This is a genomic window from Priestia sp. YIM B13491 (genome assembly GCF_042787605.1).
Classification (GTDB): Bacteria; Bacillota; Bacilli; order Bacillales; family Bacillaceae_H; genus Priestia; species Priestia megaterium_E.
The window spans coordinates 507,409-523,080 of the sequence record NZ_JBHZOR010000004.1 but is presented as its reverse complement, the minus strand read 5'-3'; the positions used below and the strand labels follow the sequence as shown (position 1 = coordinate 523,080).

Sequence of the window (15,672 nt, the reverse complement as noted above, 5' to 3'; positions counted from 1 at the left end):
AGTTGCAGAGCTTGTTTTGAATTCATTTGTCTATCGTTTTAGTAATTGTTTACCTCTTTTAGGCCCGTTTTAAAACCTTTATTTGTAAAACGCTTACATAAATGTTCTCAATTGCCTGACGTGTTGACGGAATTCTGCTTATTATCTGATAAATGACCAATGAAAAAGAGCTCCTTTACAGAAGCTCTTTTTTAAAAATTATAGAGATGCTGATAACTTTATATCTTATTTGCTTCTTTTAATACCGCTAATAAGTATTCCCATGTCTTAATAGTAGACGGAATGCTCAGGTGTTCATCAGGTGTATGAACGTCGTACATATCGGGGCCGAGCGAAATGGCGTCTAATCCAGAGATTTTTTCCAGGAAAATACCGCATTCAATTCCAGCATGGATGGCGATGACCTCCGCCTCTTCCCCATACTTTTCTTTGTAAACCTTTTTACATAATTCACGAATTTTTGAATCTGCATTGTACGCCCATTCAGGGTAATTACCTTTTGTTTCAACTCTTCCTCCGACTACTTGAGCAAGTATGTGCACTTGACTTACTATTTTTTCTTTTAAGCTTTTTACTGAGCTGCGGATTTCATTTTGAAAAACAATCTCAGACTCTGTCGTCGTAATCACACCTAAGTTGGTAGAAGATTCTACTAATCCTTCGATATTCATACTCATGCTTTGAACGCCGTTTGGTGTTAGCATAATAGCTTGTACAATTCGTTCTGTCGTTTCTTTTGTGAAACATTTCCCATCGGAAGAAAATTTGTTTATTTTTACATATACGCTCGGATCAGCCGCTTGTAATTCATTTTTTACTATTTCGTTCCACTCACGAATCTTATTTTCTAGCTTCCCTACCTCAGAAGGCTCAACTGATAGAATTGCTTCTGATTCACGGGGAATCGCATTTGATTTTAATCCTCCACTAATGCTGCTTAAAGAATAGGGAAGTTCATGTTGTAAATCATATAAAACTCTCCCCAGCAGTTTATTAGCATTTCCTCTTTCTTTATCAATTTCCATTCCAGAATGTCCGCCGCGCAGTCCACCGATGCTTAAGCTATATGTTTCTGAGTTATCGGAAGACGATTCCCAGTCTACGGGAATACGAAGCACGCTTTTTACCCCGCCTGCGCTGCTGACAAGCAGCTTTCCGTCCTCTTCTGTATCAAGGTTAATAAAGATTTTTCCTTCAAAATGAGCTGGACTTACAGCAATGGCTCCGCCCATAGTTGTTTCTTCCTCAGTAGTAATGACTACTTCAAGAGAGGGGTGAGCTATATCATGAGCATCTAGTAAAGCCAGTGCATATGCAACGGCAATCCCGTTGTCAGCTCCTAGCGTAGTACCATTTGCATAAAGCATATCTTCCACAATTCGCAGTTGAAGCGGATCTTTTTCAAAATCATGCACAGTCCCTTGATTTAACTCGCATACCATGTCCATATGTCCTTGCAAAATGATGGCTGGAGCATGTTCATATCCTTTAGCGGCCGGCTTTTTAATAATTACATTTAAAGCCTCGTCTTGGATAACTTCAAGGCTTCTTTCTTTTGCAAAAGAAACTAAATAGTCACTAATTTTCTTTTCATTTCCAGATTCTCTAGGAATAGCTGAAATTTCGTTAAAAAAATAAAAAACCGGATGTTTAATTAATTCATTTACTGTTTGCACCATATGTATCATCCTTTCTAAACTGTAGGCTTTTTTATCATACTATTTATCTTTACAGGAGAAATAGTATGAGGCTTTTTTTATGTATAGCCTAATTATATTTTAACGTTGATTAACTCAATAGAATAGATATAACCTAAAAAAGCATAAAGGAGCCCGTTGGACTCCTGTATGCTTTTGATGATTTATTCTTTTTATTGAGCCGTATATCCGCCGTCCATTACTACCGCTTGACCAGTTACACCTTTTGCTTTATCACTCGCCAAGAAGATAGCATAGTCAGCAATTTCGCTCACGTCTAATAATCTTTTTTGAGGGACTAAAGGATAAATAACTTCTTCAAGCACGCTCTCTAATGGTACGTTTCTTGTTTTAGCTAAACCATCTAACTGACCTCTTACTAGTGGTGTATCCACATAACCAGGACAAAGTGCATTCACCGTAATACCATGTGCTGCGCCTTCGAGAGCAGCTACTTTTGTTAGCCCTATTACACCGTGTTTAGCACTGTTATAAGCTGCTTTGCCCGCAAAACCGATTAAACCGTTGATAGAAGAAACGTTAATAATACGTCCGAACCCTTGCTTTTTCATAATCGGAAACGCGTGCTTAATCGCCATAAATGGAGCTGTTAGCATAATTTTAATCATTAACTCATATTTTTCAGTTGGGAACTCTTCGATTGGAGAAACATGCTGCAAGCCAGCGTTATTAATGAACGTATGAACCGCTCCAAAATGTGCGTTTGCCGTTTCAATTAAATGTTTGATTTCTTCTTCTTTTGTTACATCGGCTTTGACACCAAGCGCTTCAAATCCAGCTTCACGAAGATTTTGTGCTGCAGCTTCTACAGCAGCTTGATCAATGTCGGATAACACAATTTTTCCGCCGTTTTCTGCGAATCGTTTACCTATTTCAAACCCAATTCCTCTTGCTGCTCCTGTGATTACAATTACTTGATTTTCAACCATGTGTATTCTCCTCCTGTTTTTAAATAATACCGGCTGCCGCTAATGCGACTCCTGCAAATAAAGCGATTGTCGGGATGATAAATGCAACAACAAATACGTCTTTATACGTTTCTTTATGCCGAAGACCAGTTACGGCTAATAGTGTTAACAACGCACCGTTATGCGGTAAAATAGATGCACCTGACGCAACACTTGCAATACGGTGAAGAGCATCGGCACTTAAATTCGTTGTTTGAGACAAGTGATACCACGTATCTCCTAATGCTTGAAGCGCAATACCCATACCGCCGGATGCTGAGCCCGTGATCATCGCTAGCACTTGAACGCTTAATGCTTCTGAAACGAGCGGATTACTCGAAATGTTTAGCAACACATGCGTGACATCTTTAAACTCTGGAACTGCTGTAATAACCGAGCCAAAACCTACTGCTGCACTCGTATTAATAACAGCCATCACGGATCCTTTTGCTCCTTCATTTATAGAAGAAATAAACGTCTTGTAGTGTTTAAAATTAATAAGTAAAATAGAAAAAATACCAATTAATAACGAAACGATAGGCTCCCATTTTAAAACGTTTAATGTCACGACAACGACAATCAGCGGTAAAATAGCTAATATTACATTCATCGAGTCCTGTTCTTCACTCGCTGCGACTGATGATTCATTAGGCTCAGTAAACCCTTGATTTTTAGCTTTTAATTTTTTATCGCGATAAGCTAACCATAAATACCCTCCCACCGCCATAATAAGACCTGAGACAATTCCAATAATCGAACCAGACATTGCATTGGTTTTAAATGTAGCAGTCGGAATCAGATTTTGAATTTGAGGCGTACCTGGAATCGCTGTCATTGTAAACGTAAATGCTCCGAGTGCAATGGTTGCTGGCAGTAAATTTCGCGATACGTTGGCTTCTCGAAATAACGCGATTGCTAAAGGATAAATCGCAAAGACCACAACGAATAGACTCACTCCGCCATATGTCAAAATGGCGGAAGCAATCAGCACCCCTAAAATGGCTCTTTTACTTCCAAATAATTTAGCAATACGCTGCGCCAACGACTTAGCTGCGCCTGTATCTTCCATTAGCTTTCCGAAGACGGCTCCTAATAAAAAGATGGGGAACCATTTTGCAGCGAAATCTACAAACCCTCCCATATACACATCTGTATAAGTAGGCAGTACTTTTAAACCACTAAAGTAAGCAACGAATGTAGCTACAACAGGTGCCACCCAGATAATAGACCATCCTAGATAAGCAAAAAACATCAACAATAACAATCCTACAATAATAACCACACGGTAACCTCCTTTCCTTTTAATACATATACATAATGGATTATTTCACAACACAACAAGTTTACACCCGCTAGTTTTATAAGTAAAATGAATAAAAGGAATCAAAACTATGAATAAAAGTCGTAGTTTATTTAAAAATTCACACTCGATTATTTTTCCCATATAATTTCACTCTGAGTAGAAGCTATAAAATACACTTCCTTCCTTTTTCTTTGTACAAGCTAAGTTTTTTTCTGTCACATCCCACTTTCTTCCTTTATTTTCTTTTCTTTTATAAGTTTTTCCGAACATATAGATGGGTACTTGAATGTTATGACACAGAAAAAGAGGCGATCTTATGCTACATTTCATAACAGACTTACTGAAACAATTTGGAATTTGGGGACTTTTAAGCGGACTGGCCATTGAGGCTTCCTCCCTGCCGTTTCCCGGTTCTCTTCTCACCCTTACCTACGGATACTTATTAAACATGCACATAGTGCAATTATTATTAATTGCTCTTGCAGGAAGCGCCGTTTATACAGCTTTTAGCTTTATACCGTATGGGATAGGCTATAAATTAGAGGATAAGGTAAAGAAAAAATTATCAAAAAAGAAAAAAGCATTTGAGAAATCACAAAAATGGTTTAAAAAATGCGGATTATGGAGTATTGCGATTGCTCGTCCTTTAGGGCTCGGCAACTACATTTCCTATCTTTCGGGGCTATCTAAAGTGAAACCTATTCCGTTTGCTCTGCTCACATTTCTTGGTATCTTTCCTTTGAATATTGCCATGCTTTGGTTAGGGCAAATCGGAAACTTTAAGTCCATTCAATCTTTTATCTCAGATGCACAAACCTATATTTTAATTGCAGCGGTAGTGGCTGTATGCGGATTTTTAATTTATAAGTTCTATTTTAAAAAAAGCAGCTGCAGCGAACAGTCTAGTTCAACGTAAGAGTATAAAAAAAAGACCCTTTGGGGTCTTTTTTTATATCAAATAGAAATAACACCTAAAATTAACGCAGCTATTGTCATCACTGCCGTAGTTCCTAGCGCCCACTTAATTAAAAAGCGTTGTAAATCACTAAATTCAATTCCTACCATTCCAATTAATAAGTGAGCTGCTGCTACCAAGGGACTTATCACGTGAACGGGTTGTCCTAAGATAGCAGCTCTTCCAATTTCAGCTGCGCTAATGCCATAACTTTCGGCAGCTTGAGCAATAATCGGCAATACGCCAAAATAAAATGCATTATTGGACATAAAAAATGTAAAAGGAGCACTTAAAAATGCTACTACAACTGGCAAAAAAGGGCCCATTGCATCTGGGATTATTCCTACAAGTGTATTTGCCATAGCATCAATCATCTTTGTTCCAGACATAATTCCTGTAAAAATACCTGCTGCAATAACAATTGAAACGACGGCTACCGCATTATTTGCATGAGATGAAATTCGCTGCTGTTGATCTTTGATGTTTGGATAATTTATTAATAATGCAATAGCAAACGCTACCATGAACAAAAGCATCAGCGACATAAAGTCCATAATTAAGCACACCATAAGACTAACGGTAAGGAGAAAATTAAACCATACTAACTTAGGACGTCGATAGTCTAAATGTTGCGCTGTTCCCTCTAATTCATCTGCATGTGCGATTTCATTTGCAGAATGTTTAATATTGATAACTCCTAACCTTTTTCTTTCCCTTCTTCCAAGGACAACAGAAACAAATAGCACCCATAGAAGCCCAAAACCCATTACAGGTATTAAAGGCAAAAACAACTGAGACGAATCTAAATTTAATGAACTCATAGCCATAGCAGAAGCACCTCCCCACGGAGTCATATTCATAACTCCCATAGATAGCATCGCAACTCCTGCTAGGATAAGCGGGTTCATTTCTAGGCGTTTATATAATGGAAGCAAAGAAGAGACCGTTATCATATAGGTAGTAGTTCCATCACCATCTAAAGCAACCATCATTGAAAGCACAGCAGTTCCGACCACGATTTTTAGAGGATCTCCTTTTACAACCTTTAAAATGAAGGAAACGAGAGGGTCAAACAATCCTGAATCAATCATTAATCCAAAATATAAAATAGCAAATAAAATCATAATAGCTGTAGGAGCAATATCTTTTACACCCTCTAGCATCATAGGTCCCATTCCGCTAGCAAACCCACCTATTAAACCAAATATAATTGGAATAATGATAAGAGCAACCATTGGGGTAAGTCGCTTCGACATAATTAAATACATGAATACTGCAACCATTAAAAATCCTAATAAAGAAAGCACGGATATTTTTCCTCCTTTTTGATAACGTTTTCATTTTTTTCTTGCTACACGTTACTAAAAAGGTATCACTTGTTAAAGCAGGTTCATAGATAATCACCATAAGTTTAATATCTTTTATAAAAGTAATTCTTTTCATTTTTTTCATGCGTCATTTCTACATAAAAACGAGATAGCGGACAAAGAACCGCTATCTCGTTTTTATGTAGAATTAGTTACTCGGTATTTCCGCTCAGGCCTCCCTACACTTCCATACACTATTTCCACCTGCATTTCTTTACAAGATACTAAATACTCTAAGTACCTTCTCATTGTTGAATAACTGATACCTACTAGTTGAGCAAACTCATCTACATTCAAGCTCTGCTGAACTTCGCGAACTTTATCTCTTACTAAACGAAGAGTATGTTTATCAATCCCTTTAGGAAGTTCTGTTACTGCAGCTGCTGATTGAGTGCGGCGGTTATGATGTGTTCTAAATAAATGGTCTATTTTATCTTGGTTTATCATTTTATTTTCGGTTAATTCTATTCTTGTAGACTGATAATGTTTTAAAGTAGATAAAAATTTATCAATAATTACAGGTTTCACCAAATAACCAAATGCTCCTCCTCTTATTGCTTCCTCAACTGTTTCAACATCATTGGCTGCCGTTATTAAAATAATATCGATTCCTCGATACTTCTTTCTGATTTCCCATAACAGTTCCACTCCGTTGATATCTGGTAAAAAAACGTCTAATAAAATTAATTGCGGTGTAAATATTGTTAGTAATTCTAAAGCCTGTTCTCCAGATCCTGCGGTTGCAACAACAGTGAAATGCTCTAGTTTCTTAGTAAACTGTTCATAAATTTGTGCAGCTGTAGAATCATCTTCTATAATCATGACATTAATTTGATTTTCAGTCATATCGATTCTTCCTTTTCATTATTTAATAGCTTTGGGATTACTAATGTGAATCTTGCTCCTTGTAACATACTTTTGCTTATGTATAGTTCACCTTTGAGCAGCTCTACAGATCTTTTAACAATAGTCAATCCAATTCCGTGATTTTCACCTTTTTTCGTTGTGTAACCATCTATAAAAATCATATTTTCTACTTCTTTTGATATCCCATGTCCATTGTCTTCAACTTCAAAAATCAGGTCATTTCCTACATCTGTAAAAGATACCAGCACGTTCCCTTTATGTTCTCGCACAGCCTCGAGCGCATTATCAATTAAATTCCCCAAGATGGAAACAACGTTTTTTGCGTCTTCGATATCTAAAGTACTTGTTAAATTACTATCTTGGTCAATTTCTAAAGTAACATCTAATTCTTTCGAACGATTGATCTTTCCAAGTAAGCATGCCGCAATCAAAGGATCCTTTACAGAAGACATTAAAAAAGAAATAATATCTTGGCGTTCCTTTACCTCTGATGAAATCATTTGCATGACATGCTCATACTTCTTTAACTTTAACAATCCATAAATCACGTTCAGCTTATTTAAAAATTCATGATTTTGAGCACGTAAATTATCAGAAAACATTTTAATTTTAGAAATCTCTTCTGTCAATTCTTCAATTTGAGATAAAGTTCTTATAGTAAGGACGATGCCCTGCACTTCTTTTTTTCTTACAATAGGAGATAAATCCAAAATATACTGCTGACCATCTAGTACAAGAGACTGGTTAGAATACACCCGCTGCTTTTCTATCGCTTGATCAATTAGCTGTCCTAGACGGGCGTTCTTTATCTCTCCTCCTATTTGAAGATGACCAAATAGTTCTCTAGCCCTTCTGTTCATTGACGTTACATATTTTTCAACATTTACAGTAACAGTAGCATCTCGAATAGATTCAAGGGTAGCCTCCTTTTCTTTAAAAAGAAAGGAAATCTCCTCCGGTTCCAGTCCAAATATTAGTCTTTTTACCCGCCTTGCAATGAAAAAAGCTCCAAATGCTCCAATAAGAAAAGGAATACAGGACAATTTAATAATTTTTATTCTATAATCATTAATCTGTTTTTCTATATTGCTTACAAGAAACCCTACTGACGAAACGCCTATTACGTTTCCTCGGCTATCCCATATGGGGGTCTTGGCTTTAATTGCAAATCCTGAAATTCCTTTTCCTTTATAAATAATGGATTGATGCTCCTTTAAAGAAGCTTCGTTGCTTGTTTTAGTATGTTTTCCAATATAGCTACTATTGGGATGAGAATAGCGGATTCCTTTATCATTGGCGATGGTGACATAATCTGCCCCAGTGGTTTTTCTTATTTTTTCTGCAACAGGTTGGATGTGCTCAGAAGGATTTTTATTCTTAAAAGCTTTTACAATCATTTTGTCTTCAGAAGCTAATTTTGCTACTGTCATAGCTTGCTTACCTACATATTTTTCAACAATTTCATCTATCATTGCAGAAAATAAAATGCATACAAGGACGGTACTCACAAGAATAACTACCGTAATAAGTAATGTAATTTGGGCAAGTAAGCTAGGTCTTCTACTCACGTTGAGAAAACGCATACATTCCTCCTTTTAATGAAATGAAATTTCGGCTGTTGTTTCAAGTGTAGCATAAAAGCAAAAAAGTTTAGCACTCAACTTCAAATGTTTATAAATAGACTTCTAAAGGGAAAAATAAATCGAATAAACGCTTGACTTAAAGTATACTTTAACAATTATAATCAATTCGAAAACATCGAAAATGGAGGAATCAACATGAAATATACAGTAATCACTGGCGCAAGTTCAGGAATTGGATATGAAACAGCTTTAGCTTTCGCAGCACGCGGAAAAAATCTTATATTGGCTGCACGTAGAGAGGACAAGCTAGAAGAGTTAAAAGAAAAGATTGAAGAACTGAATCAAGATGTAAATGTTATTGTCCAGTCGGTTGATTTATCCGTGGCAGAAAATGCTCATACGTTTTATGAGTCACTCAAAAAGTATGAATTAGAAACTTGGATTAACAATGCGGGATTCGGAAACTTTGCTTCTGTCGGTGAACAAAAATTAACTAAAATTGAAACAATGCTTCATTTAAATATTGAAGCCTTAACCATTCTTTCTTCTCTATTTGTAAGAGATTATGAAAACGTTGAAGGTACACAGCTTATTAATGTCTCTTCTGGAGGCGGCTACACCATTGTGGCTGATGCGGTAACTTATTGCGCAACAAAATTCTACGTAAGTGCATTTACAGAAGGTCTTTCTCAAGAATTAAAAGGAAGAGGAGCAAAAATGCAGGCTAAAGTTCTAGCTCCGGCAGCTACTGAAACAGAATTTGCACAGCGTTCGATGGATATGAGTGATTTTGAATACGAAGGACGAGTACCTAAGTTTCATACATCAAAAGAAATGGCTGCTTTTATGCTGGACCTTTATGATAGCAATAAAACGGTAGGGCTTGTAGATGGAGTGACTTACGAATTTCAATTAAAAGATCCTATCTATCCATACGCAGACAGAGCGACAAGCTCAGATTCTTAAACAAAAAACACCCTTCCAAGGGTGTTTTTTTATGTCCGTTTAAATGAGTAACTATTTTGTTTATGTAATGAAGATGCTTAAAGATAATCTTTTCCTATTTATCTTTCCACGCTTGACTTCCTAATTTTTGTTTTGCTTTTTGTACATACTAACCGAACGGAGGTGACGAAAATGGGTACAAAAAAATCTGCTAACCGTGGTCAAGTGGCTCCTGGAGTTAACCCTCAAGGACACGGAAAAGATGTCGAATTTTCAACAGAACCAAAAAGTGAACTTGAAAACAAAGCGAAAAAATCAAATACAAAAATTTAATTAAAAAGGAGAAGATCACTCTTCTCCTCTCTTCCTTCTCTTAATTACTTTTTCGAAAACGAAACTCCACAGATTGTTTACTCCTTTCTGCTTCTTATAAAACTGCATTAATAGTATAAAAAAGTATACTATACAACAAAAATGTGCGTACTTGTTAGGATGATTTATATGATTTATGATAAATTTGCAAACGGGTTTTATGACAAATTGTATGTTAACTAACTGTTAGTTGTAAGCTATACAGGGTATAGGATACTCTAAACAGTTCATCACTAAATATTTTTACAGAAAGGTTGTTTACACATGAACAATACAGATAAAAAACAAGAAATTTTAGACGCATTTAACTTTCGTCATGCTACAAAAGAGTTTGATCCAACAAAGAAAATTTCCGATGACGATTTCCAATTCATTTTAGAAACTGGGCGCTTATCTCCAAGCTCAGTAGGTTATGAGCCGTGGAAGTTTTTAGTCGTTGAAAATAAAGATTTAAAAGAAAAATTAAAAGCTGTTTCTTGGGGAGCACAAGGTCAAATTCCTACAGCAAGTCATTTTGTTATTATTCTTTCTCGTACAGACGCAAGATATGACTCTGAATATGTGTTGAATCTTCAAAAAAACGTAAAAGAAATGCCGGATGATGTATTAGAGACATTAATGCCTCGTTATAAAGATTTCCAAGGAAATGATTTTCATTTGTTTGAAAGCAAGCGAGCACTATTTGATTGGGCTAGTAAACAATCTTATATTGCACTAGGTAATATGATGACATCAGCTGCTCAAATTGGTATTGATTCTTGTCCGATTGAAGGGTTTAACTATGACCAAGTACATGAAATTCTAAAAGAAGAAGGATTACTAGAAGACGGTAAGTTTGATATTTCCGTTATGGTTGCGTTCGGCTACCGAATTCATGAGCCTAAGCGTGGAAAAACAAGAAGAAGTATGGATCAAGTTGTACAGTGGATAAAATAATAACAAAAAAAGAAGGGCTGACAGCAATGTCACCCCTTCTTTTTTATATCTTTATATGCTGCTATAAAATCAGCAGGATCAGTTTGTATGGTATAAGCGAACATTCCTTGATTTGTATGTAAATATAAAAAGCCGCTGTCTTTTGAAACACATTTGTAGGAGATGTCAAATACGGCATTAATGGGAAAGCAATCGTTTTGTGTTTCAATACTATCAGCATATAAATACATATCTTTTGAATGCTGAATCGTCACCTTTTGTGTTCGTTTTATTTTTCTTTCAACGTATGTATAAGGAATCATAGAAATAATGCTCATAGCACCGCTCAAACCCCTTCCTCATGAATGTTTTTCTTTTAAAAGCCAAAACACCTTGTTAACAAAACTCTATCACTTACCAAAAAACAATTCCAGAAAGAGTATTTCTGGAATTGTTTTCAAGATTGCTGCTCTTTATTTTCTTCACCTTTGCAAAAGTCGATATTACTGTTTGTCATAGAGGCAATAGCAGGAGAGCCGTTTCCAAACGAAAAACAAGCTCCTACCGATTTTGTATTTGCCGTGTGACTATTTTGTACAACACAGCCTACGCTTACGTTCGAGTTATCTTTTAACCCGTTAGTCACGATATTTTCAATGTTAATAATACAGCCCATTTTAACACCTCTTTCGTTTCTATTAACGTATGTCATCTCTGCATATATGTATAGGATGTTCGCCTATTATTGATAAGTTGTTTGCTGCAAAATAGAAAAAAAGAATCTTCGTATACTCTTTAAGCAGAGAAGACACTAAAGTGATGTCTTCTCCTTCAGTGAATTTAACTTTTTACAGCTTTTTCCCAGTCTGATGCAAATTTTTCAATTCCTTGCTCTGTTAACGGGTGTTTTACTAATTGTTCAATTACGGCATACGGAATTGTAGCAATATGAGCCCCAGCAAGAGCTACTCGTGTGACGTGATCTGGGTGTCTGACTGACGCTGCTATAATTTGTGAGTCAATGTGTTGAATTCGAAATAGCTCTGCAATTCGAGATACCAGATAAACACCGTCTTCTGAAATATCGTCTAAGCGCCCTAAAAATGGCGATACGTATGTGGCACCGGCACGAGCTGCTAGAAGCGCTTGATTCACTGTAAAAATTAACGTTACGTTTGTTTTTACGCCTTTTTTAGCTAGATAACGGGTTGCTTCCAATCCAGCAATGGTCATAGGAAGTTTAATCGTTATATTTTTGTCTCCTCCATTAATTTTTATCAGCTTTTCTGCTTGAGCAATCATGTCATCTGCTGTTACTGTGTCGGGCGTGACTTCTGCTGAAACGGATTCTACTTCCGGGACGGTTTTTAAAATTTCTTCGATGCGATCTTCAAACTTTACGCCTTCTTTCGCTACTAGCGAAGGGTTTGTGGTAACACCTGATAATACCCCAATTTTATATGCTTTTTTAATATCTTCCAGGTTAGCTGTATCAATAAAAAATTTCATCATGTATTCCTCCACTCGTTATGGTAAAAACAGCTTTTCAGGGGCGTTTTTGCATGACTTTATGTTCAAATAGAATTGCCCTCTTCATATTGTCTTCATAAAATAAAATTTATTTCCTTTCAAATGCTGTATGTTTTTCTCCAAGTTTTCCCTTCCTTAAATTCATCGGAATAACTTTTATTTGCATGTATCATACTAATGGTGTTGAAAAACCCCTCATATACTCCAATAAAAAACCTTCAGTATTTATACTGAAGGTTGAAATACATTCTATTCTTAATTTTTCAGTCCTCTATAGCGAGCTGTTTTTAATTCTTGAACGTAGGGTTCAAAGTCCGGCATCTCTACAGCTCTCGCCAATTCGATAGCCTTTTCAATATCGTATGGAATACGTACAAATTGAATAGAAAATGCTGAAGGACTTTCGTCTTGATCCTTTCCTTCTAAGATAAGATAAGAAGCTTGTGGTAAATCAAGCGGGTTTCCTACACTTCCTACATTGCATAGCGTTTTCCCTTTAATATGTTGAATAAATGCATTATGTACATCTCCGTAACAGATAACATCCGGCTCTCTTGATCCTTTTATATTTTCCGTATATTCCGTATTAGCAAATAGACTAAGGCGCTTTTCAAGTGAATCCCAGGGTTGAATTCGATCATAAAGACTTCTAGGTGAAGCGTGAAACATTCTAATTAATTTTCCGCTCATCATAAACTCAACGGAAAAAGGAAGTTCCTTTAAGTATGCCTCTTGGACTGAACTTAACTTCTTCTGATGCCATTTCAACGCTTCGAATTCCGCAGGCTTTGTAATGAAGTCATCCCAGTTTCCCATTACTGTTACTTCGCACTTTTCTTTTATGATATCAATCGCTTTACTTGAATCCGGTCCTTTTCCTACTAAATCACCTAGACAAATGATGCGATGGATATCTCGCTGTCGTATGTCAGCTAAAACTGCTTCTAAAGCTGGAAGATTTCCGTGGATATCTGAAATAACAGCAATTTTGTCCATTGATTCCTCCACTCCTTTTTCATATGTATGTATTCAATTCTTTTCTTTATTATAACATTTTATAATAAGACCGTTTACTAAAACGTGTTCTCTTCATTTAACAAGCAACAGTATAATTCGAATGGACATAAAAGGGAGGAATAAGAAGTGGATTTTTATAGATCAAGAAGAAATCTGTTTTCCTTATTTATTAACATAAAATAAAGGAGTACTGTAATATATTTATACGAGTACTCCTTTATTGGTAGTAAGGTAGTATAGAGAGTCGTAAGATACCTCATTTATCTTGCGACTTTTGGTTTATAACTTATTGAACACCAACTGCGTCAAATGACTTGCCTACTGAAATTACTTCTTGAGAGCCTGAACCGTATAGATCAGCAGCAGCTTGTACTAAACCTGCACGCGCTTGGCTAAACGTTGTAGACTGAGTGAAGTATAGTGTATTAGCACGGTAATAAATTTTCCCTAGCTTATCGCCGCCGATGCCTGTTACAGTAACCCCGTAATGCGTTCCTCCGTTAGCTAGCAAGTAGGCAGCTTTGTTGATAATACCGCTGTTTGTATGAACTCCGCCGTTGTCACTAGAACCTGTATAGCGCTTTGAATAATGATCCGGATCTCCATATTTTGCTGGGTTGCTCATTGAACGAAGGGCATCACCGCTTGTTCCAGGCGTGTAAATATCTTCTCCAATTTCCCAATCTGGATTTCGGTTGTCATAGTATTCTACCAATGTTCCGAAAATATCGGAAATCGCTTCGTTTAATGCACCTGATTCATATTGATAGATTAAATTAGAACTTCTTTCTGTGACCGCATGCGTCAATTCATGTCCGATAACATCTAACCCTCCTGATAGCGGAACAAAAGTAGTTCCATCTCCATCTCCATATACCATTTGAGAGCCATTCCAAAATGCATTGTTGTAGCCGCTGCTATAATGAACAGTTGATTTTAGCGCAGCTCCTGCATTGTCATAGGAGTTGCGGTTAAATTTGTTTTTATAATAATCATACGTCACACCTGCATAATAGTGAGCATCTACTGCAGCTGCATCGCGGGTTGCATTGTACGTATTATCCGTGTCTGCCCATAGCGTACCTGGAAGAGATGTACGATTTTTTGCATCGTACGTATAGATTGTCGCCCCTCTTGTATTATCTTGTAAGTAGTAAGTAGAACTAGATAACGTTGTCTTTAACGATTTAGTATCTCCAAGCACTCCTTTACCTGAGCCAATAGCATTTGTGCCTGTTACAGGTTTCGCTGCCGGCTTTGCCGCTTGCTTCACATCGGCTTTTGGACCAGCTACGGAATCAATTGTATTGTACTTATCTAGCACTTTACCGCTAATAGCATCAACAAAGTAATAATAGTTGCCTGGTTCAGGATTTAAGAAATTTAAATTTACTACATAAGCATACGTTGTGTCTGAACCATTTTGATAAACATACAGTTCAGATGAAGGGGATTTTTCATACGTCGGTTTAAAGCCTAAGTCTTTTTCAGCTGCTTGAATCGCCTTTTTGCTGTCAACTTGCTTCTGGCCTTTTAGCTTTTCCTTTTTATCTAAATCAGGAGCTACTGTACCTGATACAACTTTTAAGGTTCCATCTTTCGCTACGTGTGCTAATTGAGTAGATCCCCAAACAGGAATATTATTATATACCTGCTGCAAGCGTACAACGGTTGCTTGTTCAACGGGATCTTTCACTACTTCTGTCACTTTAAATGAGTTTTGAGCATTTTCGTTTCCTAATTTATATTTGTCTTTATTTGTATTCATATAATGAAAGACGACGTCTTGAGCTTTCTGTGATGATGGGGCTGAAAGCTTTCCAGAAATAAACTCAGGAGATTTAATTTCTTTGTTATACTTTTCGGTTGAAAGTACATTATTTGGCGCGGCACTGCTCGTATGTGCAAAAGCAAATGATGAAGAAAGGATACCAACTGATAATAATACCTTTAAAGCCTGTTTTTTCTTTTTCATAGTTTTTTCTCCCTATCCCTAGTAAATTTAATCACCACAATTTTTCTGTTAATTGTGATAATTAGCAACATTATAGCAACTAAAAATTACTACGTCTATATATTATTTTAATATTCCTATTATTATGAAAATTAAGAATAAAACTTTTGCAATAAGTCTTTTTTACCTATTTAAACTA

Annotated in this window: 14 protein-coding genes and 1 pseudogene; 4 read left to right on the top strand and 11 right to left on the bottom strand. The window is 36.4% G+C overall.

Translation table 11 applies throughout. From position 1 onward, the window contains the following. Nucleotides 1-218: 218 nt before the first annotated feature. From ACFX4E_RS17635 to ACFX4E_RS17625, 3 genes are all read right to left on the bottom strand, one after another. Nucleotides 219-1,679, bottom strand: coding sequence for an aminoacyl-histidine dipeptidase (locus tag ACFX4E_RS17635; protein ID WP_377258467.1), 1,461 nt, complete (start codon nucleotides 1,677-1,679; stop codon nucleotides 219-221). 191 nt (nucleotides 1,680-1,870) lie between these two features. Further along, the gene (locus tag ACFX4E_RS17630) at nucleotides 1,871-2,647 is read right to left on the bottom strand and encodes a 3-hydroxybutyrate dehydrogenase (RefSeq protein WP_013057034.1); all 777 of its coding nucleotides are present in this window, start codon (nucleotides 2,645-2,647) and stop codon (nucleotides 1,871-1,873) included. A gap of 19 nt (nucleotides 2,648-2,666) precedes the next feature. Then, a complete protein-coding gene (locus ACFX4E_RS17625) occupies nucleotides 2,667-3,947 on the bottom strand; it encodes a GntP family permease (RefSeq protein WP_025751936.1) in 1,281 nt (426 codons plus the stop codon). A gap of 337 nt (nucleotides 3,948-4,284) precedes the next feature. Between ACFX4E_RS17625 and ACFX4E_RS17620 the strand changes: the two genes are divergently transcribed. After that, a complete protein-coding gene (locus ACFX4E_RS17620) occupies nucleotides 4,285-4,884 on the top strand; it encodes a DedA family protein (RefSeq protein WP_028408546.1) in 600 nt (199 codons plus the stop codon). A 38-nt stretch (nucleotides 4,885-4,922) separates the two neighbouring features. Here the strand turns inward: ACFX4E_RS17620 and ACFX4E_RS17615 are convergent, their stop codons facing one another. The 3 genes from ACFX4E_RS17615 to ACFX4E_RS17605 all read right to left on the bottom strand — a co-directional run bounded on the left by ACFX4E_RS17615 (nucleotide 4,923) and on the right by ACFX4E_RS17605 (nucleotide 8,740). Continuing rightward, a complete protein-coding gene (locus ACFX4E_RS17615; RefSeq protein ID WP_028408547.1) occupies nucleotides 4,923-6,230 on the bottom strand; it encodes a CitMHS family transporter in 1,308 nt (435 codons plus the stop codon). Between the two features lie 198 nt (nucleotides 6,231-6,428). Continuing rightward, on the bottom strand, nucleotides 6,429-7,136 hold the full coding sequence (locus ACFX4E_RS17610) for a response regulator (RefSeq protein WP_060745659.1): 708 nt from the start codon (nucleotides 7,134-7,136) through the stop codon (nucleotides 6,429-6,431). Then, complete coding sequence (locus ACFX4E_RS17605; RefSeq protein WP_028408549.1) at nucleotides 7,133-8,740, bottom strand: ATP-binding protein; 1,608 nt, start codon at nucleotides 8,738-8,740, stop codon at nucleotides 7,133-7,135. Before ACFX4E_RS17605 ends, ACFX4E_RS17610 begins: the two co-directional genes overlap by 4 nt. 195 nt (nucleotides 8,741-8,935) lie before the next feature. Between ACFX4E_RS17605 and ACFX4E_RS17600 the strand changes: the two genes are divergently transcribed. From ACFX4E_RS17600 to ACFX4E_RS17590, 3 genes are all read left to right on the top strand, one after another. Then, nucleotides 8,936-9,706, top strand: coding sequence for an SDR family NAD(P)-dependent oxidoreductase (locus ACFX4E_RS17600; protein ID WP_098333192.1), 771 nt, complete (start codon nucleotides 8,936-8,938; stop codon nucleotides 9,704-9,706). A gap of 171 nt (nucleotides 9,707-9,877) precedes the next feature. Next, nucleotides 9,878-10,018: a small, acid-soluble spore protein L gene (gene sspL, locus ACFX4E_RS17595; protein ID WP_013057030.1), complete on the top strand. Its 141-nt coding sequence runs from the start codon at nucleotides 9,878-9,880 to the stop codon at nucleotides 10,016-10,018. Nucleotides 10,019-10,321: 303 nt separating this feature from the next. Further along, a complete protein-coding gene (locus ACFX4E_RS17590) occupies nucleotides 10,322-10,993 on the top strand; it encodes an NAD(P)H-dependent oxidoreductase (protein ID WP_377237951.1) in 672 nt (223 codons plus the stop codon). A 29-nt stretch (nucleotides 10,994-11,022) separates the two neighbouring features. Here the strand turns inward: ACFX4E_RS17590 and ACFX4E_RS17585 are convergent, their stop codons facing one another. From ACFX4E_RS17585 to ACFX4E_RS17565, 5 genes and pseudogenes are all read right to left on the bottom strand, one after another. Then, nucleotides 11,023-11,310: a hypothetical protein gene (locus tag ACFX4E_RS17585; protein ID WP_028408552.1), complete on the bottom strand. Its 288-nt coding sequence runs from the start codon at nucleotides 11,308-11,310 to the stop codon at nucleotides 11,023-11,025. A 119-nt stretch (nucleotides 11,311-11,429) separates the two neighbouring features. Continuing rightward, nucleotides 11,430-11,648, bottom strand: coding sequence for a spore germination protein (locus tag ACFX4E_RS17580; protein WP_025752385.1), 219 nt, complete (start codon nucleotides 11,646-11,648; stop codon nucleotides 11,430-11,432). 164 nt (nucleotides 11,649-11,812) lie between these two features. Beyond that, nucleotides 11,813-12,481 carry a fructose-6-phosphate aldolase gene (gene fsa / locus ACFX4E_RS17575; RefSeq protein ID WP_098249740.1) on the bottom strand — a complete coding sequence of 223 codons (669 nt, stop codon included), beginning with the start codon at nucleotides 12,479-12,481 and terminating at the stop codon, nucleotides 11,813-11,815. A gap of 276 nt (nucleotides 12,482-12,757) precedes the next feature. After that, nucleotides 12,758-13,498 carry a metallophosphoesterase family protein gene (locus ACFX4E_RS17570; protein WP_377237952.1) on the bottom strand — a complete coding sequence of 247 codons (741 nt, stop codon included), beginning with the start codon at nucleotides 13,496-13,498 and terminating at the stop codon, nucleotides 12,758-12,760. A 307-nt stretch (nucleotides 13,499-13,805) separates the two neighbouring features. Then, nucleotides 13,806-15,404, bottom strand: a pseudogene (locus ACFX4E_RS17565) (M4 family metallopeptidase); the annotation flags it as partial. Between the last annotated feature and the right edge of the window lie 268 nt (nucleotides 15,405-15,672).

Excerpts from the sequence above, each read along its gene's own strand:
- ACFX4E_RS17580 (WP_025752385.1), bottom strand. The coding sequence starts at position 11,648 with ATGGGCTGTATTATTAACATTGAAAATATCGTGACTAACGGGTTAAAA.
- ACFX4E_RS17585 (WP_028408552.1), bottom strand. The coding sequence starts at position 11,310 with ATGAGCATTATTTCTATGATTCCTTATACATACGTTGAAAGAAAAATA.
- ACFX4E_RS17590 (WP_377237951.1), top strand. The coding sequence starts at position 10,322 with ATGAACAATACAGATAAAAAACAAGAAATTTTAGACGCATTTAACTTT.
- ACFX4E_RS17620 (WP_028408546.1), top strand. The coding sequence starts at position 4,285 with ATGCTACATTTCATAACAGACTTACTGAAACAATTTGGAATTTGGGGA.
- ACFX4E_RS17605 (WP_028408549.1), bottom strand. The coding sequence starts at position 8,740 with ATGCGTTTTCTCAACGTGAGTAGAAGACCTAGCTTACTTGCCCAAATT.
- ACFX4E_RS17600 (WP_098333192.1), top strand. The coding sequence starts at position 8,936 with ATGAAATATACAGTAATCACTGGCGCAAGTTCAGGAATTGGATATGAA.
- sspL (WP_013057030.1), top strand. The coding sequence starts at position 9,878 with ATGGGTACAAAAAAATCTGCTAACCGTGGTCAAGTGGCTCCTGGAGTT.
- fsa (WP_098249740.1), bottom strand. The coding sequence starts at position 12,481 with ATGAAATTTTTTATTGATACAGCTAACCTGGAAGATATTAAAAAAGCA.
- ACFX4E_RS17610 (WP_060745659.1), bottom strand. The coding sequence starts at position 7,136 with ATGACTGAAAATCAAATTAATGTCATGATTATAGAAGATGATTCTACA.
- ACFX4E_RS17570 (WP_377237952.1), bottom strand. The coding sequence starts at position 13,498 with ATGGACAAAATTGCTGTTATTTCAGATATCCACGGAAATCTTCCAGCT.
- ACFX4E_RS17635 (WP_377258467.1), bottom strand. The coding sequence starts at position 1,679 with ATGGTGCAAACAGTAAATGAATTAATTAAACATCCGGTTTTTTATTTT.
- ACFX4E_RS17630 (WP_013057034.1), bottom strand. The coding sequence starts at position 2,647 with ATGGTTGAAAATCAAGTAATTGTAATCACAGGAGCAGCAAGAGGAATT.